Genomic DNA, 21953 nt, shown 5'->3' with positions numbered 1-21953 from the left:
CAAAATTTGTAAGTGGAAAAAAATCAAAACTATTTTATAAAAAGACGTTTCTTGTTGATTTAAAAGCTTTATTGTGATATGTTGTATAATGAAACTAGATTAGTTTCGTTATACAACATAGTTAAGAAAAGAGGATTATTTTATGGAAATAGACATATCTGCTCATGAACTGGTTGATCAATTAAACGAATTCCAAAAACTCTATGCTACAATAGAAACAAAGATTTTAAAAAAGAATCAACTTAATCCATCCTCTTTTTATATCATGAGTCAACTTGTTGAACAGCCTTTGACATTAAAAGAATTGACAGCAATTTTTTCGTTAGATAAATCAACACTTAGCAGACAGATTAATTCTTTAGTCCACAAAGGGCTTGTTTTTAAAGAATCAAAAACAGATAAACGTCTTCAATATTTAAGCATTTCAAAAGAGGCCCATCAACTGATAAATGCTGTGCAATTTGAGATTGAATTTTATGTGACTGATTTATTTAAAGCTTGGCCAAATGATGAAAAAAAGTTATTGTTGGTTCTATTAGGTCGCGTCAATCGACGAATTCGTTTAGCGAATGAATTAAAAAGCTAGTAACCCTTCATTTTAATTATTTTCCTATCTCATTTCAATAAAAATTTATAGTGAGTCTAGTCAATTTTTATTAGATACAAGCAAAATTATTTACAAATCTTTAGACTAATTGGTACACTAAGATAATAATAAATGAATTGGAGTGACAAAAAATGGGTCTAACAAATAAGAAAATCATTGCATTAGTAAGTGACGATTTTGAAGATTTAGAATTATGGTATCCAGTTTATCGATTGCGTGAAGCTGGAGCTGTAGTTGATTTAGTCGGGGAAGAAGCAAATAAACAATACACTGGTAAATATGGAGTCCCTGCGATTTCTGCCTTTGGTTTTAATGAGATAAAAAAAGAAGATTATGATGGTATCTTGGTGCCTGGTGGATGGTCTCCGGATAAATTAAGACGTTATCCTGAAGTCATTGATTTCATAACTTATTTTAACGAAGAAAAGAAACCAATTGGTCAAATATGTCATGCTGGTTGGGTATTAATTTCTGCGGGTATCTTAAACGGAGTTAATGTCACGAGTACGCCGGGTATCAAAGACGACATGACCAACGCAGGAGCAATCTGGCATGATGTCCCAGCTATTACAGATGGGCATATCATATCCAGTCGTAGACCGCCTGATTTACCTGAATATATGAAACTTTATATTGCTGCTTTTGAAAATACTAAAGACTAATCGTACAAAAAAGCCGACAATCAAATTTTTGATCGTCGGCTTTTTATTTTTTTATAAAAACATAAAAAGGAGAATCTACTTTATGTTAAAAGCAGGTGATAAAATTGGCTTAATTTGCTGTTCTGACGGAAAGAGATTAGAAGAGGAACCTGAAATAACAAAACTGGTCCAACTTTTAAAAGATTATTTCCACTTACAACCTATCTTAGCCCCAACAATCTTTCAAAAAAACAAAACTGTATTTAGCGGCACACCTATGGAAAGAGCTCAAGCTTTAATGACCTTCTATAATGATTTTTCCATAAAAATGATATTTGATTTATCCGGTGGTGATTCAGCTAATAGTATTTTGACACATCTTGATTACACGGCTATTGAAGCAGCTAATAAACCATTTGTTGGTTATAGTGACTTGACGGTTGTACTAAACGCTGTTTTCACACAGACGGGCTCAATCGGGTATAATTATCAATTGTCAAATCTATTAAAAGATATAAAACAAAAAAATACTTTTCAACATTTTTTTATGGATAATTTGACATTGGAAGACTTAAATTACACGTGGTTAACAGAACCTAAAATGGTTAATAGTATTGTGATAGGTGGAAATATTCGTTGTATGTTAAAACTTGCAGGAACTCCTTATTGGCCTACATGCTCTAATTTCACTTTATTATTAGAAGCTAGAGGAGGGAAAATAGAGCAAATATCCTGTTATTTAAACCAACTAGAACAAACCGGAATCATGCAATCGTGTCAGGCTATTTTATTAGGCCAATTTACTACTATCGAAAGTGAAAACCAAGAAAGTGAATTAATAGAGCTGCTTTTGTATTTTGCAAAGAAATACAACTTTTCTGTTATTAAAACAAAAGAAATTGGACATTCAACAGATTCTTTGCCTTTCCCTATAGGACAACTTACACTATTTTCTTAAAATTATAATAAATTCTGCTTTTTTCTAATGCTATTCTTTTTAAAATGTTGTATTATACTAATTAAATGAGTTGTTTTTATAATTTTTTATATAGGAAGTAGGGGTATAAATGTATCAAAGAAATAGAAAGGCTTATCGTATATCTATTCTAGGGATTTTATCAGCTATCATTTTAGTACAAAACTTTGTTCCACTTTTAGGATATATTCCAATCCCACCATTAAATCCAACAATTATACATATCACTGTTATTATTGCAGCATTGACATTGGGAACAAAAGACGGCATGATTATCGGAGGCGTTTGGGGAGTTAGTCGCTTAATTAAGGCATTTATTGCGCCGGCCTCCCCGTTAGATTTATTGTTGTTTACGAACCCAATTATTTCTATTGTTCCTCGTATTCTTGTCGGTTTTGTTGCTGGTTATGTTTTTCATCTTATCAAAAAGAAAAATGGGAAAGAATCGATTGGGATGATTATCTCTTCTATTTTAGCTTCTTTAACTAATACGATATTGGTTCTATTTTTCATTTATATTTTTTATAAAGATGATTACGCAATGGCTTTGAATGTCGATGTTTCTAGTCTAGCTAAGGCTTTGGGAGCGATTGTATTAACTAATGGGATTGCTGAAGCAGTCGCTGCAGGAATTATTGCCCCAATTGTCGCTAGACCTTTAAAACGTTTCAAATCAAATTAAATAAAAAAATGACGCTATTTTCTATAAAAAAGAAAATAGTGTCATTTTTTTATTTAATCTGTTTTAAAGTAATTCTTTTCTAAGTTGTGCAGAACTTTTAGCTGATAAATAAGCTGGTGGAACGTCTAGTACACTGAAAGCACCTGTTTTCCCATCTTTTTTAAATTTATAAGCAGCACGTGCATAAGCAACTAAAATAGAAGAGGTGAATTCAGCATTACTTTCTAATTCAAGTTGGAATTCCGCTTTTTGTTTATTATCATTACCTGAAATAGCTGTTCGTATAACGAACCCACCATGTGGCATTTTTTTATGATCTTTTTTAAATGTTTCTTCATCAATAAAATGAACAGTCGTATGATATGGTTCAAAATAGTCTGGCATTGTTTTAATCGTTGTTTCAATTAATTTTTGATCTGCCTGTTCTTCAATTACAACATAACAGACGCGCTCATGTTTTTCACGAGTAGAAAGTTCAGGATTATTACCACTTCGAACTTCTTCTAATGATTTTTCAATCGGAATAGTATATTGAACACCATATTTCACACCACTAATTTGACGAATAGCATCTGAGTGTCCTTGACTCAATCCTTTTCCCCAAAATGTATAGGTTTCTCCACTAGGTAATATAGACTCTAAAATAGCACGGTTGATTGAGAATAAGCCAGGATCCCATCCAACTGAAATGATGCTAACTTGGTTAGCAGTTTTAGCTGACGTATCCATATTTTCAAAATAGTGTGGTATATTGTTATGGTTATCATAACTATCAATTGTTGAAAAATCTTTTGCTAAAGCGGGACCTTGTTCAGGTAAATCTGTTGCTGATCCTCCACATAAAATTAATACATCGATTTGATCTTTGTAGTCCAGAATATTGTCTAAACTGACAGCTTTAAATTTAGAATCTAACTCTTCAGGGTTACGTCTGGTAAATACGGCAATCCCTTCCATATCAGGAAATCCAGCCAGCGCTAATTCTACGCCTTTTCCTATATTCCCATAGCCTACTAAACCGATACGAATTTTTTTTGTCATTTTACCACTCCATTCATTGAATTCTTAATTTTGTTGCATATTTAGTATAACGTACTAAGTTGAAAAAGTATTTATTTTTTACTATCTAATAAAAAATGATAATGAAATAAAGAAATAAAGTGTAATAATAGAGGCATACAATTGTAACCTATTACCAATAGCCATTTCAATGAAAACTATGCTATTCTTATAAGTAGATATAGAAAGGGAAGGTACTTTTATGAAAAATGCTAATAAACCAACGCGCTCTAATAAAAACGGGAAAAACCGTACTATTTCGAGAGTCGTGATCTTGATTATTTCTGTTACAATGGTCCTTATGCTGCTTATCTTTGGTGTGTGGGTACTTGGTGGTGGTGAAGACAAGGCTTCAAATGAATCTATGGAAACTTTTTCAAGTGATATAGAGAGTACCTCTTTACCAGTGAAAGAAGAGTCAGTTGAGAAAGAGTCTTCGTCTATTTCTTCATCTAATAAAGTAGAAAAAGAAAGCGACGAAGTGAAAAATAGCGAAAAAGATAAAGAAGATAAAGAAGATAAAGAAAAGATAAAAACTGAAAAAACAGATCCTTCAGATGATAATGTTACATCAGCTGTTACTGGGAATTGGGAACCGGTAGAAACAAAACAAGAAGGCACACATACAACGGATTATAATGATGGCTCACAAGATAGAATAGAGATAAAACAAGCAAGTGCAACTGCTACTGGTCTTTCTGTAGCAGATATGATCGAATGGCGTGTAGAAAATAACGGAGATCAAAAAGTAGTTGCTACAATTTCTGACACTCAGCAAACAAAAACTTATCGTGTCTTTTTAAGTTGGATTGACACTAAAGGATGGCAGCCTAATAAAGTAGAACAACTAAAAGTAAATGACCAACAATAAAATTTGTTTTTTAAGGAACGACCTCAGGTTATCTATTTCTGAGGTTTTTTGATGTCATTTAAAAAATTTTACTTTTCTGAGTGATTCATGACTAAATCACCCAATAATTTTACAAATATTCATTAAAAGCATCTTATCGTTTATTGTCTTAATATAAAAAATGATATGATAGTTTTAATTTAATAGATAAAAATTTAATTTAGGACGATGACATCTATGCGTTGCAAAGATATAAGACCGTAGAGGAAGTAGTGTAGAAGGGAAGACGTTAATTAGCGGTGGGGTAGATAGTATTGTTATTCTACTAATATGATTTTCAAGATTATAGTTACCAATGTGAAGAATCAACATTGGTACTTTTTCACTGGGTCAGTTCAATCAGCTTATGGAACAGTAAGGAGATTTAACAGGATCTTTTTATTGTCCAGGAGATTCAAACCTTTTATTGATTTAAGTTTTTATAATAAATTAAGCTAACCATTTAATGCAGCTAGTGATTTTATAAAGGCATCTGTTTTGGCTCACGAAGTTGTTTATCAGGTACAAACTCAATGAGGTTTTTCAAACCAGTTAAGCACTATTCGAAACCAGTTAAGCGAAACGGAATGCAATAAATAGCAAGTTAAATTCGACTTCAAGTGGATTCTTTGGCAGGATTTTGTGCTCACCAAGCTCAAGGAATTGCTTACTTAGAAGAGGGGGATTACCAAGAAACAATACACGCTGCTGGAGCCGGTGGAGATAGGCGTCTTCAACAGTAAGCACAAGGGTATATTGTATCAGTTAACTTTACGGATGGAACTTCTGAACAAAGGATGTATCGGGTTTGACAGAGGATTTAAATCTGAATATTCAGAAAATGGCGATACATTTAAAGATCTGATTTGAGCTACTACAAGCAAATTAATTTGAAAAAAGAATTAAACAGCTGCTTTATACATCAGATTTAGGAGGGTATTATGAAAAAAATGGCTAAGAATTTTAATATTGTAGATGATATTATGAATAAAACAGAAAACGAACTAAAGAACATAAAACCCATCAGTATTTTATTAATTGGTAAAACTGGCGTTGGGAAAAGTACGCTAATTAATAGCGTTTTTCGTGAAAATCTAGCTGAAACCGGGATTGGTCGTCCTATTACTAAACACTTAAGAAGGATAACAAAAGATGGCGTACCAGTTGTCTTATACGATACACGAGGTTTAGAACTAAATAATGAAGCACAACAAGAGGTATTAAAAGAAATTTTTGATACGATATCAGAAGGTAAAAAAACAACTTCTACTTCTGATGAAGAGATTCATTTAGTTTATTATTGTGTGAATGCCAACTCTTCAAGAATAGAACCCTTAGAATTAGACTTAATTAAAAAATTAAGCACTAAAATTCCGGTTGTGGTTGTTTTAACACAATCCATTGGAAATCAGGCAAAAGAATTTAAGAAGTATATTGAAAATTTAAACTTACCTATTTATGGAGTAGTAAATGTCATGGCACAAGAATTTGTTATTTCAAATGAGGTTTCAATCACGCCATTCGGATTGAAAAAACTTATCGAAATGAGCTTTCAAATCATTCCAGAGGAACAAAAAAGAGCTTTTAATAACGCCCAACAAGTAGATATTGAACGGAAAGCAAAATCTGCACGAAGTTGGGCCTCTAAATATATAGCTACCTCGTTCGGAGTAGGCTTTATGCCAATTCCTTTCTCAGATGCTTCAGTGTTAGTTCCAATGCAACTAACTTTGCTAGCTCATATTACAGCAATTTTTGGTATATCAATGGATAAAGCAACGATCACAAGTATGCTAGCTGCAGTTGGAGGAACTGGAGGAGCTACTTACGCCGGCAGGTACATTGTTTCCAATGTTATTAAATTCATCCCAGGTGTAGGAACAATTGTCGGAGGAGTAATCAGTGGAGCTACTGCATCTATTATGACTACAGCTTTAGCATTGAGCTATATAGAGGTCCTAACAGTTATTGCAAAAGGTGAAAAAGATGGAAAATATCCAGATTTAAAAAATATTGAAAAACTTATGAAAGAAAAATTTGAAAATCGTTTAAAAAAATCAAAGAAACCACTTCATGAAAATTTTGAAGAGAAAAAAAGTAAATGGCAATTTTGGAAATAAATGGAGAAAATTAAGACAACTTATTTCGAATTTCATTCTAGGGCCTCGATCTTTCGTTGATTCTTTCAAAAAGAAGGGCGGGGCAGAGCAAAACAGACGTGAAACACCTTGTTTTTACTGATTTTTTGTATTAAAATGTCATTTTAAATCGATTTAAAATCAATATAAGTCATGTTAAATCTAGTTAAATACGTGTAAAATCAATATATAGTCCATTATATTAAGTTAAATCCGTTTATTTGAGAATCATTATAGCAAATTTTAACTAGTTAGTTGTATAAATCTTATAGATCAACAAAATAGTTTGAAAATCCAAACTTAAATTATACGCAATTTAGTCTAAATGATAAATTGCGTATAATTTTTTATTTTAACAACTTTATAGCAACTTGTTTAAACCATTTGAATTTTTATATAATTACTAATTATATTTTAACTAATTTATTTTATTCGTTTATAAATTCCGTTCGGTTATAAATACTGCTAAAGTAATAATAAAATAGAATAATAGACAAAATAAACAGATATAAAAACGTACGAAGTGTTAACTTTAAAAATAAAATAGAATAAAAATATTTTTTGCATTTTTATATCATAATTCGCTATAAGAGAGAATGGCTAAAATAGATCCTGTAGATAGCAGAGGATCATTTACAAATTTTATCTAGTTTACATAATATATATTATACGGAGTAGTTAACTTTATTAAAAAATACCATTCAATCAATTTATACTGTTTTTCTAGTATGTTTTAAGCTCATTCCAGTTTAATTCGTTGGTCTATGTCTATAGCTGTTCTTAAAATTCACTTTAAACAAAATAAACTAAAACAAACCTCTTATAGTTTGTTCTAGTTTAAACTTTTATCTATTTAGTCAATACTTCTGTTAATTGTGGGACAATTTGTTTCTTTCTTGAAACAACACCTTTTAAAATAGCTCTATTGTTTTCTAACTTTATCTTGAATGCTTCTTCAACCGCTGCAATTGGATCACCCATTGCTAATATGACTGAATCACTATCTAATATGTTTGTTACAACTAAGATAAATAAGTCATACTGATTTACTAGGCTTAATTCTAACATTGTCTTTTCTATTTCTACTTGTTTAGAAAACACATCATTCACATCTACTACATTTACTTGAGCTACACGAACATTTTTGTCACCCATCGGAAAACTTTTTGCATCCATATCAAGTAATTCAGTTGCAGATTTATGACTAAGATTTGTACCTGCTTTAAGCATTTCTAAACCATAGGCATCGGTATCTGTTTCTGCTAGTTTAGCTAATTCTTTAGCTGCTTTTACATCCTCATTAGTACAAGTTGGTGATTTAAACAACAGGCTATCTGAAATAATAGCTGATAACATTAATCCTGCTAATTCTTTTGGAATAGCAATGTCATTCTCTTTAAACAATTTCAAAATAATAGTATTTGTACATCCAACAGGTTCAGCACGGTAATACAATGGATGAGTTGTTTCAAAGTTTGCAATTCTATGGTGATCTACTACAGCCAGTACTTCCACTTTATCTATATCTGAAACACTTTGCTGAAATTCGTTGTGATCCACCAACATAACTTGATTTGTTTCGTTTGCTGCTGTTTGTATGACTCGTGGTGCTTTAAAGTTAAAATGATTCAAAGCATATTGTGTTTCTTCAGTAACTTCACCTAGGGCAACTGCTTCTGATTCTACTCCTAATTCATTTTGTAAATAGGCAAATGAAATGGCAGATGCAATAGCATCTGTATCTGGATTTTTATGACCGAAAATTAAAACTTTATTCATGATTAAAACTCTCCTTTATTATCTTAATTATATCTCTATTATTCACTAAATTATGTTTTTAGTCTACTATAATAAGTTTCTTCTTTTAAAAATGCAGTGAAATTAGTTAAAAATTTGTTAATTCGTGGCACTTGTTCTTTATCATTTCGATAAACAAAAGAGAGCTGAAATGAAATTTTAGGATCAAAGCTCATTGCTTTTATTTCTTTTTCTTCTTTTTGAGCTTCAACAAAAGAACGAGGTAATGCTGTATAGCTTTTAGTTGTTTTGCTGAAACGATACAGTTGTTCTGGAGTCGTTAAATAAGCGGAAATAGACGGCCAATTCGTTAATTGATTTTTAAATTCTTCACGTAATAAATCATTAATATAATATGTATCTGGATAAACGGCCCATTTTTGATTAATCGTCTGAATAAGCTTTATAGAATCCTGATTAATCATTTCTGCTTTATGGGGCAGAAACATTAATTCTTCATCAATTATTTTCTTACTAATATAAGGGTCCCAATTTTTTATTTTATAATCTGGTAAATACATGATTGCAAGATCAATTTGATTGTTTTCTAACTTATTCCAAATATTATCTCGCGTTAACATATATAATGTTACTTTTATATTTGGATTATCTTTATAATACGCATTAATAAACTGAGTAAATATTTTATCTTCTATCGATGATAATAAACCGATTTTTATCTCACCTTTATTTGAGTTAATTGTTGTCTGGATTGTATCAGCGGTATTGTTTAAAATCGTATTGATAGAGTGTGCCATTTGCAACATTAAATGACCAACATCGGTTAGATACAGTTTTCTTCCACTTGAATAAAATAAAGGCGCCCCCACCTTTTTTTCAATTTTTTTTATTTGTTGCGTTAGAGCTGGTTGAGAGATTCCTAAAATAGTAGCAGCTTTGGTATAGTTCCTTGTTTCTACAATTTGCAGGAAATAATCTAATGCTTTTGAATAAAACATTAGATTTTTATCTTTTATCATTCTTCCACCTCATTCTTTTCAAAGATTAGTTTATAGTGGTAGTGTAATAAACAAATAAAAAAAGAGCAACTAGAAGTTACTCTTTTTTTGTAAAGTTTTAAAATAAACGTAAATTATAATAATATAGACTGTTTATATCGGTCTATATTTAATAATCGTTTTGCATTTTCTACACGCTCTGCAGTAGGTGGTTCAATACCATCTAGTTTATAAGGTATTTTTAATGCTTCATACTTATAAATACCTAACTTATGATAAGGTAAAATTTCAACCTTTATAACATTATCTAACGATTCGATAAAATCGTTTAATCTTATCAAATCTTCATCAAAGTCAGATCGTTCTGGAACTAAAACATGTCTAATCCAGACTGGTTTGCCAATATCTGATAAATAACGAGCCATATCTAAAATATTCTTATTTGACATCATTGTTAATTTTTTATGCTTTTCATCATCAATCTGTTTCACATCAAATAATAATAAATCTGTATAACTCATTAATTCTTCAAAACGGCTAAAGAAAGGTTCGTCATAAGTGAATGGTTGGCCACAAGTATCTAATGTTGTGTGCACACCCTCAGCCTTTGCTTTTTTGAATAATTCTATTAAAAAATCAATATGCAAAAGAGGTTCTCCACCACTTATTGTGATTCCTCCTTCTTCTCCCCAGTATTCACGGTAAGCTAATGCTTCTCCCAATAACTCATCTGCGGTATAAGGTGTTCCGCCGCCCATATTCCATGTATCTGGATTATGGCAGAATTCACACCTCATACGACACCCTTGCATAAATGCAATGAAACGAATTCCTGGACCATCAACTGAACCAAAACTTTCAGTTGAATGAACATAGCCGATAGCTGAATCAGACATGATAGTTAGCTCCTTTATCTTTAAATTCTAAATCATCAATCTATTAATTACATGCTTTCATGCATAGTACGATTAATAACATCCATTTGTTGTTCACGAGTTAATTTAATAAAGTTAACTGCGTAACCTGATACACGAATCGTAAGTTGTGGGTAGTTTTCTGGATGATCCATAGCATCTAATAATGTTTCACGATTAAAGACATTTACGTTTAAGTGGTGTCCACCTTTTTTAACATATCCATCTAACATGCTAGCTAAATTAGATTGTTGAACGTCATTCTCTTTTCCTAAAGCTTTTGGAATAATAGAAAATGTATTTGAAATTCCATCTAACGAATATTTGTATGGAATTTTAGCAACTGAATTCAAACTTGCTAACGCTCCATGTGTATCTCTACCATGCATAGGATTTGCTCCTGGAGCAAATGGTGCACCTGCACGACGACCATCGGGAGTATTACCTGTTTTCTTACCATAAACTACATTTGATGTAATTGTAAGAATAGATGTCGTATGTTTTGATTCGCGATAAGTTGGATGTTTTTTCACTTTTGACATAAATGTTTTCAATAACCAGATACCAATTTCATCAGCACGATCATCATTGTTTCCGAATTTAGGATAGTCTCCTTCAATTTCGTAATCGATAACTAAACCAGATTCATCTCTAATTGTTTTAACTTTAGCATATTTAATTGCTGATAAAGAGTCAATTACAACTGAGAATCCAGCAATTCCTGTAGCCATTGTCCGCATTACATCAGTGTCGTGTAATGACATTTCAAGTTTTTCATAAGAATACTTATCATGCATAAAGTGGATAATATTCAACGTGTTTAAATATAACCCAGAAATCCATTCCATCATCGTATCGTATTTGTCCATTACTTCATCGTACTCTAAATATTCTGAAGTGATTGGTTGATATTTAGGTCCAACTTGCACTTTAGATTTTTCATCTACTCCACCATTAATAGCATATAACAATGTTTTTGCTAAGTTAGCGCGAGCACCAAAGAATTGCATTTGTTTACCGATGCGCATTGCTGATACACAACAAGCTATTCCGTAGTCATCGCCCCATTCAAGACGCATAACATCGTCATTTTCATATTGGATTGCACTAGACTCTATAGATGCTTTAGCACAAAACTTTTTGAAGTTTTCAGGTAAACGAGTTGACCATAATACAGTTAAGTTTGGTTCTGGAGCAGGTCCTAGATTTGATAATGTGTGTAAGAAACGGTAACTACTTTTTGTTACTAAATGACGTCCATCTTCACCCATACCACCAATGGCCTCTGTTACCCATGTTGGGTCTCCAGAAAATAGATCATTGTACTCAGGTGTACGAGAGAATTTAACTAAACGAAGTTTCATAACAAAGTGATCAACAATTTCTTGTGCTTGTTCTTCTGTTAATGTTCCAGCTGCTAAATCTCTTTCTATATAAATATCCAAGAATGTTGAAGTACGACCTAAAGACATCGCTGCTCCATTTTGCTCTTTCACTGCTGCTAAATAACCAAGATATAACCATTGGAATGCTTCTGTTGCGTTACTGGCAGGTTGTGAGATGTCAAATCCATAAATATTTCCTAATTCTTTTAATTCTGCTAATGCACGAATTTGTTCATTGATTTCTTCACGATCTCTGATAACGGTGTCACTCATTGTACCGTAACCAGTGTTAGCTAAGTCTTTTTTCTTATCTGCAATCAAATGATTTATTCCATATAATGCCACACGACGGTAATCACCAATGATACGACCACGGCCATATGCATCTGGTAAACCTGTAATAATACCGCTACGACGGGCAGCACGAATTTCTGGCGTATAAACATCAAAAACGCCTTGATTATGGGTTTTACGGTAATCACGGAAGATATGTGAAACTTCTGGATCAATTTCAAAACCATATGCTTCAGCAGATAGTTCACTCATACGAATACCACCGAATGGTTGCAATCCACGTTTGAATGGTTTTTCAGTTTGGAAACCTACGATTTGTTCTAATTCTTTGTTTAAATAACCAGCTGCATGAGAAGTAATCGTTGATACAACTTTGGTATCCATATCTAATACTCCGCCTGCATCGCGTTCTTGTGTATTTAAATCCATAACTTGTTCCCAAAGTGCTGAGGTTGCCTCAGTAGGACTTGCTAAGAATTCATCAGTACCGTTATATTGATTAAAGTTTTGTTGAATAAAGTCACGAACATCGATTTCTTCTTGCCATACTCTACCTTTAAATTTTGTCCATTGTTCCATTTTTAATGAGCCTCCTTGTTAGTTAACTATCGTTTGACTGTAACAGCTTCTTCTTGCTCAGTATAACACATGAACATTATAAAACAAACTAATTAGTAGCCTAAAATAAAATAAATTTCATTTTTTCGTCACATTCATTTTAAAAACCCTTATATATAGGTGTATTTAATTTAATCATTACATCTAACTGAGAATGATTATCAATTCACATGTAAAAGAAAAAAATTGAATAAAGCGCTATTCCCACGACTGTACTAACACATGCTTATTTTAATTCAAGTCTTGTAGTACAGAAAAAAAGATGAACAGTTTTATCTGTTCATCTTTTTAACTACTCTTTTTTTAATGCATAAAAAATATCTTTTTGAACGTCTAAAGGGATTCCGTCATTTACTTCATCTAAAATAAATGAACCATTAGAGTAACGATCACTTATCTGGTAAGTAGAACTTGATAAATGGATTGCTTTATCTTTTTCTGTCAGTACAGTATATTCTTGACCTTTACTACCACATAATAAAAACGCTACTCTGTGTGGATTACTTTTTAATTCTCTTAGTACTAATAAACCACGTTTTGCTCTTCCTAGAGTATCAAAATCATTGATATTCATTTTTTTAACGGAACCTCTTTGGGTAAGAATTAATACTTCGGTTTTTGAAGCCGTTGCATCAAAAACTATGCCGTTAACTACATAGTCATCTTTTTTCAGGTTAATTGATTTAACCCCACCTGCTTTTGCTCCTACTATCGGCACTTCAGCTAAAGGATACCTTAAGCCAAATCCTCTTCGAGTAATAAGGAAAACATCTTTATCTTTTTGAATTTCTGTGAAGATTACATTTTCAACTCTATCTGTTTCTGTTTTCAATTTCATCACTATAAATGACTTTGTAAGGTAACTGCGACCAAAAAGACTATCTACATTCGATTGTTTAATAAATCCTTCTTTACTAATAATAGTAAAGGTTGCTGAAGAATCCAATATTTTTAAGCCGAAAACTTTCAGAATCGTCTCTTCTTGGCCGAGCGCAATATTTTGAGAAAGATGTTCTCCAATATCTTTCCATCTGAATTCTGCTATTTCATGGACTGGACGATATATAATGTTTCCTTTAGTTGTGAACAAGAGCAAATGATTTAATGTGTTCAACTGCTCTACAAAAATAGGGTAATCTCCTTCTCTAACACCGATTTCTTCAGGTTTTGAAGCTCCATATGAACGCAAACTAGTCCGCTTGATATAACCTTCTTTAGTTACCGAAACCATCACTTCTTCTTGTGTGACCAAAACTTCTGTTTCGATTTTTAATTCTTCGATTTCATTTTCAATGACTGTACGACGGGGACTAGCATATTTTTTCTTGATTTCAGAAAGTTCTTTTTTCATTACACGTTTCATTTCAACAGAACTAGTAAGAATTTTTTTAAAGGATGCAATATCCTTTTCTAATGCTTCAGCTTCACTTTCCAAAGCAGTGATATCCGTATTGGTTAAACGATACAATTGTAAAGACACAATCGCTTCTGCTTGTTCTTCGGTAAACTTAAACTGTTCGATAAGATTATCTTTTGCATTCTTCTTATCTTTACTAGCACGAATAGCTGTAATAACTTCGTCTAATATAGAAAGTGCTTTAATCAGACCGACAACGATATGTGCCCTAGTTTCTGCTTTTCTAAGATTAAACTGAGTTCGTCGAACAATTACTTCATTTTGATGTTCAAGATAAGCTTCTATCATTCTAACGATTCCCACTTGTTGTGGTCTCTTTTTATCAATAGCTACCATATTAAAGTTATACGAAACTTGTAAATCGGTACTTTTTAATAAGTAGGTCAATATGCCCTGCGCATTAACATCTTTTTTTAGTTCTACAACAATTTGCAACCCTGTTCTATCTGACTCATCACGAACTTCTGCAATACCGTCAATTTTTTTGTACAGACGAATTTCATCCATTTTCCGAACAAGCACAGCTTTATTAACATCATATGGAATTTCACTAATAACGATTTGTTGTTTGCCGCCTCTTAACTCTTCTATGTGTGTTTTCGACCGAAGAATCACTTTTCCTTTGCCCGTTTCATAGGCTTTTTTTATGCCATCTACTCCTTGTAAAATACCACCTGTTGGAAAATCAGGACCTTTTAGATAGGTCATCAAATCGACAGCTGTTGCTTTAGGGTGATCAACCAAATAGACCGTTGCATCAATAACTTCACTTAAATTATGTGAAGGAATATCGGTTGCATAACCTGCTGAGATACCTGTTGCTCCATTAACCAGTAAATTAGGATACCTAACGGGTAAAACAGTCGGTTCCTCATCCGTATCATCAAAATTCAAGACGAAATCAACCGTTTCTTTGTCTATATCTTTTAATAATTCTGAAGAAATTTTAGACAAGCGAGCTTCTGTGTAACGCATTGCTGCAGGAGGATCGCCGTCCATACTTCCGTTATTCCCATGCATTTCAACTAGTTCTTCTCGTTGTTTCCAGTTCTGACTTAATCGTACCATCGCTTCGTACACACTACTATCGCCGTGAGGATGATAATTACCAATCACATTCCCCACCGTTTTGGCAGATTTTCGAAATCCTTTTTCTGACGTGTTTCCTTCTACATTCATTGCATATAATATCCGACGTTGAACAGGTTTTAAGCCATCACGAATGTCAGGCAGTGCACGTTCTTGGATAATATACTTTGAATATCGACCAAATCGATCTCCCATCACTTCTTCAAGAGTCAATTCTTGAACATCCGATCTACTTTCCATCTATAGCACTTCCTTCGTTTTCTAATTCCGATGTCTCCATAAGTTGTTCATTATCCAGGATACTGCTGCCCTCTTCAAGAGAGAATTCTACATGAGATTCAATCCATTTACGACGAGGTTCAACTTTATCGCCCATTAAAACAGATACGCGTCGCTCTGCTTGCGCAGCATCGTCGATTCTCACACGTATAAGCGTTCTTGTATCTGGATCCATAGTAGTTTCCCATAGTTGGTCAGCATTCATCTCACCTAGTCCTTTGTAGCGTTGTAAGATATATTGTTTCCCGAAAGTTTCTGTTATCCCAACAAGTTCATCATCTGTCCATGCATAAGCAATCTTTTCTTTTTTACCTATTCCTTTTGATAGCTTATAAAGAGGAGGCATGGCTAAATATATTTTTCCGGCCTCAAACAAAGGTTTCATATATCGGTAGAAAAATGTCAGTAGTAGAACCTGTATGTGAGCGCCATCTGTATCCGCATCGGTCATAATGATGATTTTATCGTAATTACAAGCCTCTATATCAAACTCCGGACCCACACCTGCACCAATAGTATAAATCATTGTATTAATTTCTTCATTTTTCATAATATCTTGTAACTTTGCTTTTTCAGTATTGATTACTTTTCCACGTAAAGGTAAGATAGCTTGAAATTTACGATCTCTCCCTTGTTTAGCGGAACCTCCCGCTGAATCTCCCTCGACTAAAAATAATTCATTTCGCTTGGCATTTTTACTTTGAGCGGGCGTTAGCTTACCGGATAATAAGGAATCATTTTTTTTGCGTTTTTTCCCATTACGACTTTCCTCACGTGCTTTTCTGGCAGCAGTTCTTGCTTCTCTGGCAGCAAGAGCTTTACGAATAAGCTGTTGGCTATTTTCGCCATTTTCTACTAAGTAAAAGCTTAACTGTTCACTTATAACCGCTTCGACAGCTCCTCGTGCTTGTGCTGATCCAAGCTTACTTTTAGTTTGTCCTTCAAATTGCAACATATCTTCAGGTATTCGTACAGAAATAATTGCAGAAAGTCCTTCTCTGAAGTCACTTCCTTCAAGATTTTTTTCCTTTTCTTTTAATAAATTAACTTTTCTGGCATATTCGTTAAAAGTTTTCGTCAAAGCTGTCTTCATACTAGATTCATGTGTTCCGCCGTCTTTAGTCCTGACATTATTAACGAAAGACAAGATATTCTCGGAGTACCCATCATTATATTGGAAAGAAAATTCTACTTCAATTTGATTGTTTTCTCCAGAAAAATAAGCAATCGGAGTCAGTGTATCTTTGTCTTCATTTAAATAAGCAACAAATTCTTTTATTCCTTCTTCATAATGAAAAACTTCAGATTGATTGCTTCTTTCATCAATCAATTCAATGCGCAAGTTTTTTAATAAAAAAGCAGATTCTCTTAATCGTTCTGATAACAGATCGTACGAGTATTTGATGGTTGAAAAAATGCTTGTATCTGGTTTGAAATGAACGGTTGTTCCATTTTTTTGACGACTACTTTTTTTATTTGTTAACATTCCAGATGGTTTTCCACCATTGATAAATTTTTGTTGATATTCTACACCATCACGAACAATGTTGACTGTCAGCCATTCGGATAGTGCATTAACAACACTTGCTCCTACGCCGTGAAGACCACCTGATGTTTTATATCCGCCTTCTTGACCAAACTTACCACCAGCGTGCAAAATGGTGAATATGACTTGTACAGTAGGGATTCCTGAAGAATGCATTCCGGTTGGCATTCCACGACCATTATCTTTCACACTAACACTATCGTCTTTATGCAAGGTAACAACAATTTCATTTCCATAGCCTGATAAAGCTTCATCCACAGAATTATCAACGATTTCGTACACTAAATGGTGTAATCCTCTTGTGTCAGTCGAACCAATATACATACCAGGTCTTTTACGGACAGCTTCTAGTCCTTCTAGAACTTGGATGGACGTATCGTCATATGCTGTTTTTATCTTTTTGGGCATTCAAAAAACTCCTTAAATCCTTATTACGTGATACTTAGTGTCAAACTTAAAAACCACTTTAACTTAATCCTATCTATTCTTGGTCATTAAGTTAGTACATCACTTCGTATTCATCCGTTTGATTCTTTAAGTATCTATTCAATAATACTCTAACTATATGTGATTGAAAAGTAAAAATCGTTAATTCTTTTAAAAAAACGAAAGTACGTTCGGTTATTTTAAAAATACACTCTGCCTTCTTATTAAACTAGTTCCGTTATTGAAAAGCAAGCAAAAATTCTATGTAACTGTTTTTTCAGGTCCTGTTTAACTTACTTTTATCTTGTTTTCAGCACATCTTCAGTTTTAATTTCACTAGCCTTAGAATAAAATAAATGGTAAAATATAGCGTATTGGCAAATAATTTGCTGAGTTAGGAGTGAATAAGATGGTAAAAATTATTTTGATGTTTATGGTAGCCTATTTACTCGGTTCAATTCCATCTGGAGTATGGCTAGGTAAAAAAGTATATAAAAAAGATATCCGAGAGTTTGGAAGTGGTAATTCAGGAACGACAAATACTTTTCGCGTTTTAGGCTTTAAAGCTGGAGTCACCGTCTTGTTAGCCGATGTGTTAAAAGGAACAGCTGCGGGTAGTCTCCCTTATCTTTTAAATTCTGATTTAAATCCTATGGTCGTTGGACTTGGAGCAGTAGTCGGGCATACATTTCCACTTTTCGCTCAATTTAAAGGTGGGAAAGCAGTTGCCACTAGTGCGGGTGTCTTATTAGCATATAATCCACCATTTTTCGTTTTTTGTGTTTCGTTATTTTTAGTTATTTTATATTTCTCAAGGATGGTTAGTTTTTCAAGTATCCTTGGTTCACTAATTATTGCCCCTTCTAGCCTGATAACAAATGACTGGATATTGACAATCATAGCAAGTATATTAGCCATTTTTATTATTTACCGGCATAAAGAGAACATAAAAAGAATTCGACTTGGTACAGAAAGTAAAGTTCCTTTTGGATACGGGTATACAAAAAACAAAAAGAATCATCAGCAATAATATAAAACAGGAAATAAAAGCCTGACAGGTATAATCTGTCAGGCTTTTATTACTTTAGTGAATAGTAATTGTGTAATCACAATCAAACACTTCGCCAGCTTTTAGCTGTTGGATCCCTAACTTCTCTTCTAATAGGCCACTTGCATCAGCTGTATCTGCTATCCCATACCAGGGCTCTATGCAAACGAGAGGTGCCTTTAACTTTGCAGGTGACCAGATACCTACGTATGGGAATCCTTCAAAACGAAAAGAAATGCCACGTTTTGTTTTATCCGAAAGAATAGAAAAAATATTTTTATTTTTAGTTTCATAAATAAGAGCATCATCATCAAAAAGGGTCCATCTTAGAGCTATATCTGTATTTGTCTGTCCTAAAGTACGATTCTCGAAATCGATATAAGCTCCTTTTAAAGGAATAATCGTTCTTGAACGTTTTGGAGAAAAACTTAAGTAATAGTCCTCGAAAGTGGTATCCTCAGTTAAGGGCACATTAAAACCAGGATGTCCGCCGATTGAAAAATACATAGGTTGATTCTGATTAACATTTTCAACTTGATAACTTACGTTAACCGATTGTTCGTTTAACTGATAGGTAATACTCAAGCGGAAATCAAAAGGGTAAACGTCTTTAGACTCTTTATCTGAAAAAAGAGATAGCGTTACTTCTGTTTCACTTTGTTTTGTAACGTCAAACACTCGATCTCTAGCAAAACCATGTTGTGGCATACTGTACGTTTTATCTTCGTATTGATACTGATTGTCTTTTAAACGTCCAACAAAAGGAAATAAAACAGGAGCATGCCTCCCCCAAACAGATGCCTCTCCTTGCCATATATATTCAACACCGGTTTGTTTATTTTTCAAACTCGTTTGTTCTGCACCTTTTTCATTAATTGTAACAGTTATATAGTGGTTTTCTAATTTAATCACAGTTACCAACTCCCTTTTCATCTTAAGTGTCTTAATAAAACGTTTCTTTTTCTAAAGCACTTATAAATTTTTTGTTGTGGATACGAATATAAGTTCCTTTCATCCCGAGGGATTTAGACTCGATAATACCACCAGACTCCAATTTTCTCAATGCATTTACAATAACTGAACGTGTAATACCAATTTTATCAGCGATGGTGGACGTAGTTAAACGACCTTCTGTGCCATCCAGTTCTTCAAAAATAGCTTTTACAGCTTTCATTTCACTATAAGACAATGTCTTAAGAGCGATTTGAACCATTGCACTATTTCTAGCTTCATCTTCTATTTGAGTAGATTTTTTATATAAGATTTCAATACCAACTACCGTAGAAGCATGTTCTCCTAAAATTAAGTCGTTATCATCAAATTTTGGGAAAAGGCGCGCTAAGATTAAAGTCCCCAATCTTTCACCTGCTGCGTAGATTGGGATGACCGTCGTTAGGCCATTTGTAAACATATCTCGTGTTTCAATTGGGAAGATTGTATAATCACTCTCTATCCCAATATTTGCACGTGTCTCAGTGATCTCGAGCATACTGTTAGAATAGCCAAAAGGGAATTTTTCAGCTTTTAGCATTTCTTTTACACGCTCATTATTAATTTTATGCTTTTCGCTAAAACCTAATAGAGTTCCTGATTCATCGATTAAATAAGCATTTACATTTAAAATGTCGGCTAAAATACTTGCCATATCATTAAAAAGCAACTGACCTTCTTTAGCTATCTCAGTATTTACTACGCCACCTTTTTTTTGGAGCATATTATTAATCATACGCATCTTTTGAAGCAATCCACTCATGTGTTATTCCTCCACGTAACTATTATAATATATATCTACTTAAGTCTTTGTCTTCAACAATATGGGCAATTTTTTCATCTACATAGTTTTTTGTAATAGTAATTTCGCCCATTTGCATATCAGGAGCTTCAAACAGTAAATCTTCTAATAGTTTTTCTAAAATTGTGTGTAAACGTCGAGCGCCAATGTTCTCTGTTTCATGGTTTACACGATAAGCAATATCGGCTAATCTTTCTATCGCTTCAAAAGTAAAAATTACATCAATATTATCAGTAGCAATCATTGCAATATATTGTTTAACTAAAGCATTATTGGGTTCTGTCAAAATCTTAACAAAATCTTCTTTTGTTAAGTCATCTAGTTCTACTCGGATTGGAAAACGTCCTTGTAATTCAGGAATTAAGTCACTTGGTTTTGACACATGGAAAGCACCAGAAGCAATAAATAAAACATGATCGGTTTGTATTGTGCCATATTTAGTTGACACTTGTGACCCTTCAACAATTGGTAAAATATCTCTTTGAACGCCTTCTCTAGATACTTCGCCAGATTGACTACTTTTAGACGTGATTTTATCAAACTCATCAATAAAAATAATTCCAGAATTCTGCGCTAAGTGGATAGCTTGAGAATAAACATCTTCTTGATTCACTAATTTTTCTGATTCTTCTTGAATCAAAATCTCTAAAGCTTCTTTTACAGTAACGGATCGCTTGACTTTATTCTTTGGACGCAAAGCACCCAATGTTTCATTCAAATCAATTCCCATTTGTTCCAAACCAGCATTCATAGGAGAGCTTGTTCCTTTTTTGTGCTCTTCTATTTCGATGGTTACTTCTCTATTATCCAACTGTCCACTACGAATTTGTTTTTTTATCGTTTCACGATTAAGTGTAATGGTTTCGTTAACTTCCTCTTCCTCTTCAACAGGTTTTTCCTGGCTTAAGTTCATGTTTTGAAACATAGACTCAAATGGATTTGATGCATTGGATTGCTTTTTTTCTTTTTTAATACCTGGAACTAAAATTTTGACTAAACGATTAACCGCATTTTTTTCAGCATTGATATACACTCTTGAGTATTGTTGCTTTTCTACAATCACTATTGCTGCTTCCACTAAGTCGCGAACCATTGATTCAACATCTCGTCCGATATAACCAACCTCTGTGAATTTAGTAGCTTCTACTTTAATAAATGGTGCTTTAACAATCGATGCCAAGCGGCGAGCAATTTCAGTTTTCCCAACCCCTGTTGGTCCAATCATTAACAAGTTTTTAGGCGTTATTTCTTTTTGCATGGCCTCATCTAATTGCAGACGTCTATATCTATTACGCAAAGCTACGGCAACAGATTTTTTTGCTTCTTTTTGACCAATGATGTACTTATCTAATTCGCTAACAATTTCTCTTGGTGTCATATTTTCTAAAGTATTTATC

General features: G+C 33.2%; 18 protein-coding genes. 8 read left to right on the top strand and 10 right to left on the bottom strand.

Translation table 11 applies throughout. From position 1 onward, the window contains the following. Positions 1-142: 142 nt before the first annotated feature. The 4 genes from BR44_RS01835 to BR44_RS01820 all read left to right on the top strand — a co-directional run bounded on the left by BR44_RS01835 (position 143) and on the right by BR44_RS01820 (position 2906). Positions 143-586, top strand: a complete 444-nt coding sequence (locus BR44_RS01835) for a MarR family winged helix-turn-helix transcriptional regulator (RefSeq protein ID WP_034550108.1) — start codon at positions 143-145, stop codon at positions 584-586. 152 nt (positions 587-738) lie between these two features. Continuing rightward, entirely contained in the window at positions 739-1269 is a 531-nt protein-coding gene (locus BR44_RS01830; protein ID WP_034550105.1) for a type 1 glutamine amidotransferase domain-containing protein, read from the top strand. An 82-nt stretch (positions 1270-1351) separates the two neighbouring features. Next, the gene (locus BR44_RS01825; protein WP_034550103.1) at positions 1352-2206 is read left to right on the top strand and encodes an LD-carboxypeptidase; all 855 of its coding nucleotides are present in this window, start codon (positions 1352-1354) and stop codon (positions 2204-2206) included. 109 nt (positions 2207-2315) lie between these two features. Next, positions 2316-2906 (top strand): ECF transporter S component, encoded by a 591-nt coding sequence (locus BR44_RS01820; RefSeq protein ID WP_034550101.1) that lies wholly within the window; start codon positions 2316-2318, stop codon positions 2904-2906. A 63-nt stretch (positions 2907-2969) separates the two neighbouring features. On the opposite strand, the gene BR44_RS01815 is transcribed toward BR44_RS01820, so the two are convergent. Next, entirely contained in the window at positions 2970-3947 is a 978-nt protein-coding gene (locus tag BR44_RS01815; protein WP_034550099.1) for a diaminopimelate dehydrogenase, read from the bottom strand. Positions 3948-4167: 220 nt separating this feature from the next. On the opposite strand from BR44_RS01815, the gene BR44_RS01810 reads away from it, so the two are divergent. The 3 genes from BR44_RS01810 to BR44_RS01800 all read left to right on the top strand — a co-directional run bounded on the left by BR44_RS01810 (position 4168) and on the right by BR44_RS01800 (position 6974). Next, complete coding sequence (locus tag BR44_RS01810; RefSeq protein WP_034550097.1) at positions 4168-4836, top strand: YrrS family protein; 669 nt, start codon at positions 4168-4170, stop codon at positions 4834-4836. A gap of 647 nt (positions 4837-5483) precedes the next feature. Then, positions 5484-5597, top strand: a complete 114-nt coding sequence (locus BR44_RS11440) for a hypothetical protein (RefSeq protein ID WP_159446078.1) — start codon at positions 5484-5486, stop codon at positions 5595-5597. A gap of 198 nt (positions 5598-5795) precedes the next feature. Beyond that, the gene (locus BR44_RS01800; RefSeq protein ID WP_051912460.1) at positions 5796-6974 is read left to right on the top strand and encodes a YcjF family protein; all 1179 of its coding nucleotides are present in this window, start codon (positions 5796-5798) and stop codon (positions 6972-6974) included. Positions 6975-7841: 867 nt separating this feature from the next. Here the strand turns inward: BR44_RS01800 and BR44_RS01795 are convergent. The 6 genes from BR44_RS01795 to parE form a co-directional block, all read right to left on the bottom strand. Continuing rightward, positions 7842-8771, bottom strand: a complete 930-nt coding sequence (locus BR44_RS01795; RefSeq protein ID WP_034550095.1) for a manganese-dependent inorganic pyrophosphatase — start codon at positions 8769-8771, stop codon at positions 7842-7844. A gap of 50 nt (positions 8772-8821) precedes the next feature. Continuing rightward, on the bottom strand, positions 8822-9769 hold the full coding sequence (locus tag BR44_RS01790; protein ID WP_034550093.1) for a LysR family transcriptional regulator: 948 nt from the start codon (positions 9767-9769) through the stop codon (positions 8822-8824). 113 nt (positions 9770-9882) lie between these two features. Next, positions 9883-10644, bottom strand: a complete 762-nt coding sequence (gene pflA, locus BR44_RS01785) for a pyruvate formate-lyase-activating protein (protein WP_034550091.1) — start codon at positions 10642-10644, stop codon at positions 9883-9885. Positions 10645-10691: 47 nt separating this feature from the next. Next, positions 10692-12920, bottom strand: coding sequence for a formate C-acetyltransferase (gene pflB, locus BR44_RS01780; protein WP_034550088.1), 2229 nt, complete (start codon positions 12918-12920; stop codon positions 10692-10694). Between the two features lie 331 nt (positions 12921-13251). Beyond that, positions 13252-15705, bottom strand: coding sequence for a DNA topoisomerase IV subunit A (parC, locus tag BR44_RS01775; RefSeq protein WP_034550085.1), 2454 nt, complete (start codon positions 15703-15705; stop codon positions 13252-13254). Further along, positions 15695-17698, bottom strand: coding sequence for a DNA topoisomerase IV subunit B (gene parE / locus BR44_RS01770; RefSeq protein ID WP_034550082.1), 2004 nt, complete (start codon positions 17696-17698; stop codon positions 15695-15697). Before parE ends, parC begins: the two co-directional genes overlap by 11 nt. Positions 17699-18125: 427 nt before the next feature. Between parE and plsY the strand changes: the two genes are divergently transcribed. Further along, positions 18126-18746 (top strand): glycerol-3-phosphate 1-O-acyltransferase PlsY, encoded by a 621-nt coding sequence (gene plsY, locus BR44_RS01765; RefSeq protein WP_034550080.1) that lies wholly within the window; start codon positions 18126-18128, stop codon positions 18744-18746. A 54-nt stretch (positions 18747-18800) separates the two neighbouring features. On the opposite strand, the gene BR44_RS01760 is transcribed toward plsY, so the two are convergent. Genes BR44_RS01760 through hslU form a run of 3 tightly spaced genes read right to left on the bottom strand, consistent with a single transcriptional unit; the run spans position 18801 to position 21952 of the window. Next, positions 18801-19697, bottom strand: coding sequence for an aldose 1-epimerase family protein (locus tag BR44_RS01760; RefSeq protein WP_034550077.1), 897 nt, complete (start codon positions 19695-19697; stop codon positions 18801-18803). A gap of 10 nt (positions 19698-19707) precedes the next feature. Then, entirely contained in the window at positions 19708-20517 is an 810-nt protein-coding gene (gene codY / locus BR44_RS01755; protein ID WP_034550075.1) for a GTP-sensing pleiotropic transcriptional regulator CodY, read from the bottom strand. Positions 20518-20539: 22 nt separating this feature from the next. Beyond that, positions 20540-21952, bottom strand: coding sequence for an ATP-dependent protease ATPase subunit HslU (hslU, locus tag BR44_RS01750; RefSeq protein ID WP_156954978.1), 1413 nt, complete (start codon positions 21950-21952; stop codon positions 20540-20542). Position 21953 lies beyond the last annotated feature (1 nt).

It is taken from the genome of Carnobacterium funditum DSM 5970 (assembly GCF_000744185.1).
GTDB classification, from domain to species: Bacteria; Bacillota; Bacilli; order Lactobacillales; family Carnobacteriaceae; genus Carnobacterium_A; species Carnobacterium_A funditum.
This window is presented reverse-complemented; position numbering and strand designations above follow the sequence as displayed.

Bases quoted from the DNA above. Each gene is read 5' to 3' on its own strand.
- pflA (WP_034550091.1), bottom strand. From the start codon at position 10,644: ATGTCTGATTCAGCTATCGGCTATGTTCATTCAACTGAAAGTTTTGGT.
- BR44_RS01835 (WP_034550108.1), top strand. From the start codon at position 143: ATGGAAATAGACATATCTGCTCATGAACTGGTTGATCAATTAAACGAA.
- BR44_RS01830 (WP_034550105.1), top strand. From the start codon at position 739: ATGGGTCTAACAAATAAGAAAATCATTGCATTAGTAAGTGACGATTTT.
- BR44_RS01790 (WP_034550093.1), bottom strand. From the start codon at position 9,769: ATGATAAAAGATAAAAATCTAATGTTTTATTCAAAAGCATTAGATTAT.
- codY (WP_034550075.1), bottom strand. From the start codon at position 20,517: ATGAGTGGATTGCTTCAAAAGATGCGTATGATTAATAATATGCTCCAA.
- BR44_RS01795 (WP_034550095.1), bottom strand. From the start codon at position 8,771: ATGAATAAAGTTTTAATTTTCGGTCATAAAAATCCAGATACAGATGCT.
- BR44_RS01810 (WP_034550097.1), top strand. From the start codon at position 4,168: ATGAAAAATGCTAATAAACCAACGCGCTCTAATAAAAACGGGAAAAAC.
- BR44_RS01815 (WP_034550099.1), bottom strand. From the start codon at position 3,947: ATGACAAAAAAAATTCGTATCGGTTTAGTAGGCTATGGGAATATAGGA.
- parC (WP_034550085.1), bottom strand. From the start codon at position 15,705: ATGGAAAGTAGATCGGATGTTCAAGAATTGACTCTTGAAGAAGTGATG.
- BR44_RS01825 (WP_034550103.1), top strand. From the start codon at position 1,352: ATGTTAAAAGCAGGTGATAAAATTGGCTTAATTTGCTGTTCTGACGGA.
- BR44_RS01760 (WP_034550077.1), bottom strand. From the start codon at position 19,697: ATGAAAAGGGAGTTGGTAACTGTGATTAAATTAGAAAACCACTATATA.
- BR44_RS01800 (WP_051912460.1), top strand. From the start codon at position 5,796: ATGAAAAAAATGGCTAAGAATTTTAATATTGTAGATGATATTATGAAT.
- parE (WP_034550082.1), bottom strand. From the start codon at position 17,698: ATGCCCAAAAAGATAAAAACAGCATATGACGATACGTCCATCCAAGTT.
- pflB (WP_034550088.1), bottom strand. From the start codon at position 12,920: ATGGAACAATGGACAAAATTTAAAGGTAGAGTATGGCAAGAAGAAATC.
- plsY (WP_034550080.1), top strand. From the start codon at position 18,126: ATGGTAAAAATTATTTTGATGTTTATGGTAGCCTATTTACTCGGTTCA.
- BR44_RS01820 (WP_034550101.1), top strand. From the start codon at position 2,316: ATGTATCAAAGAAATAGAAAGGCTTATCGTATATCTATTCTAGGGATT.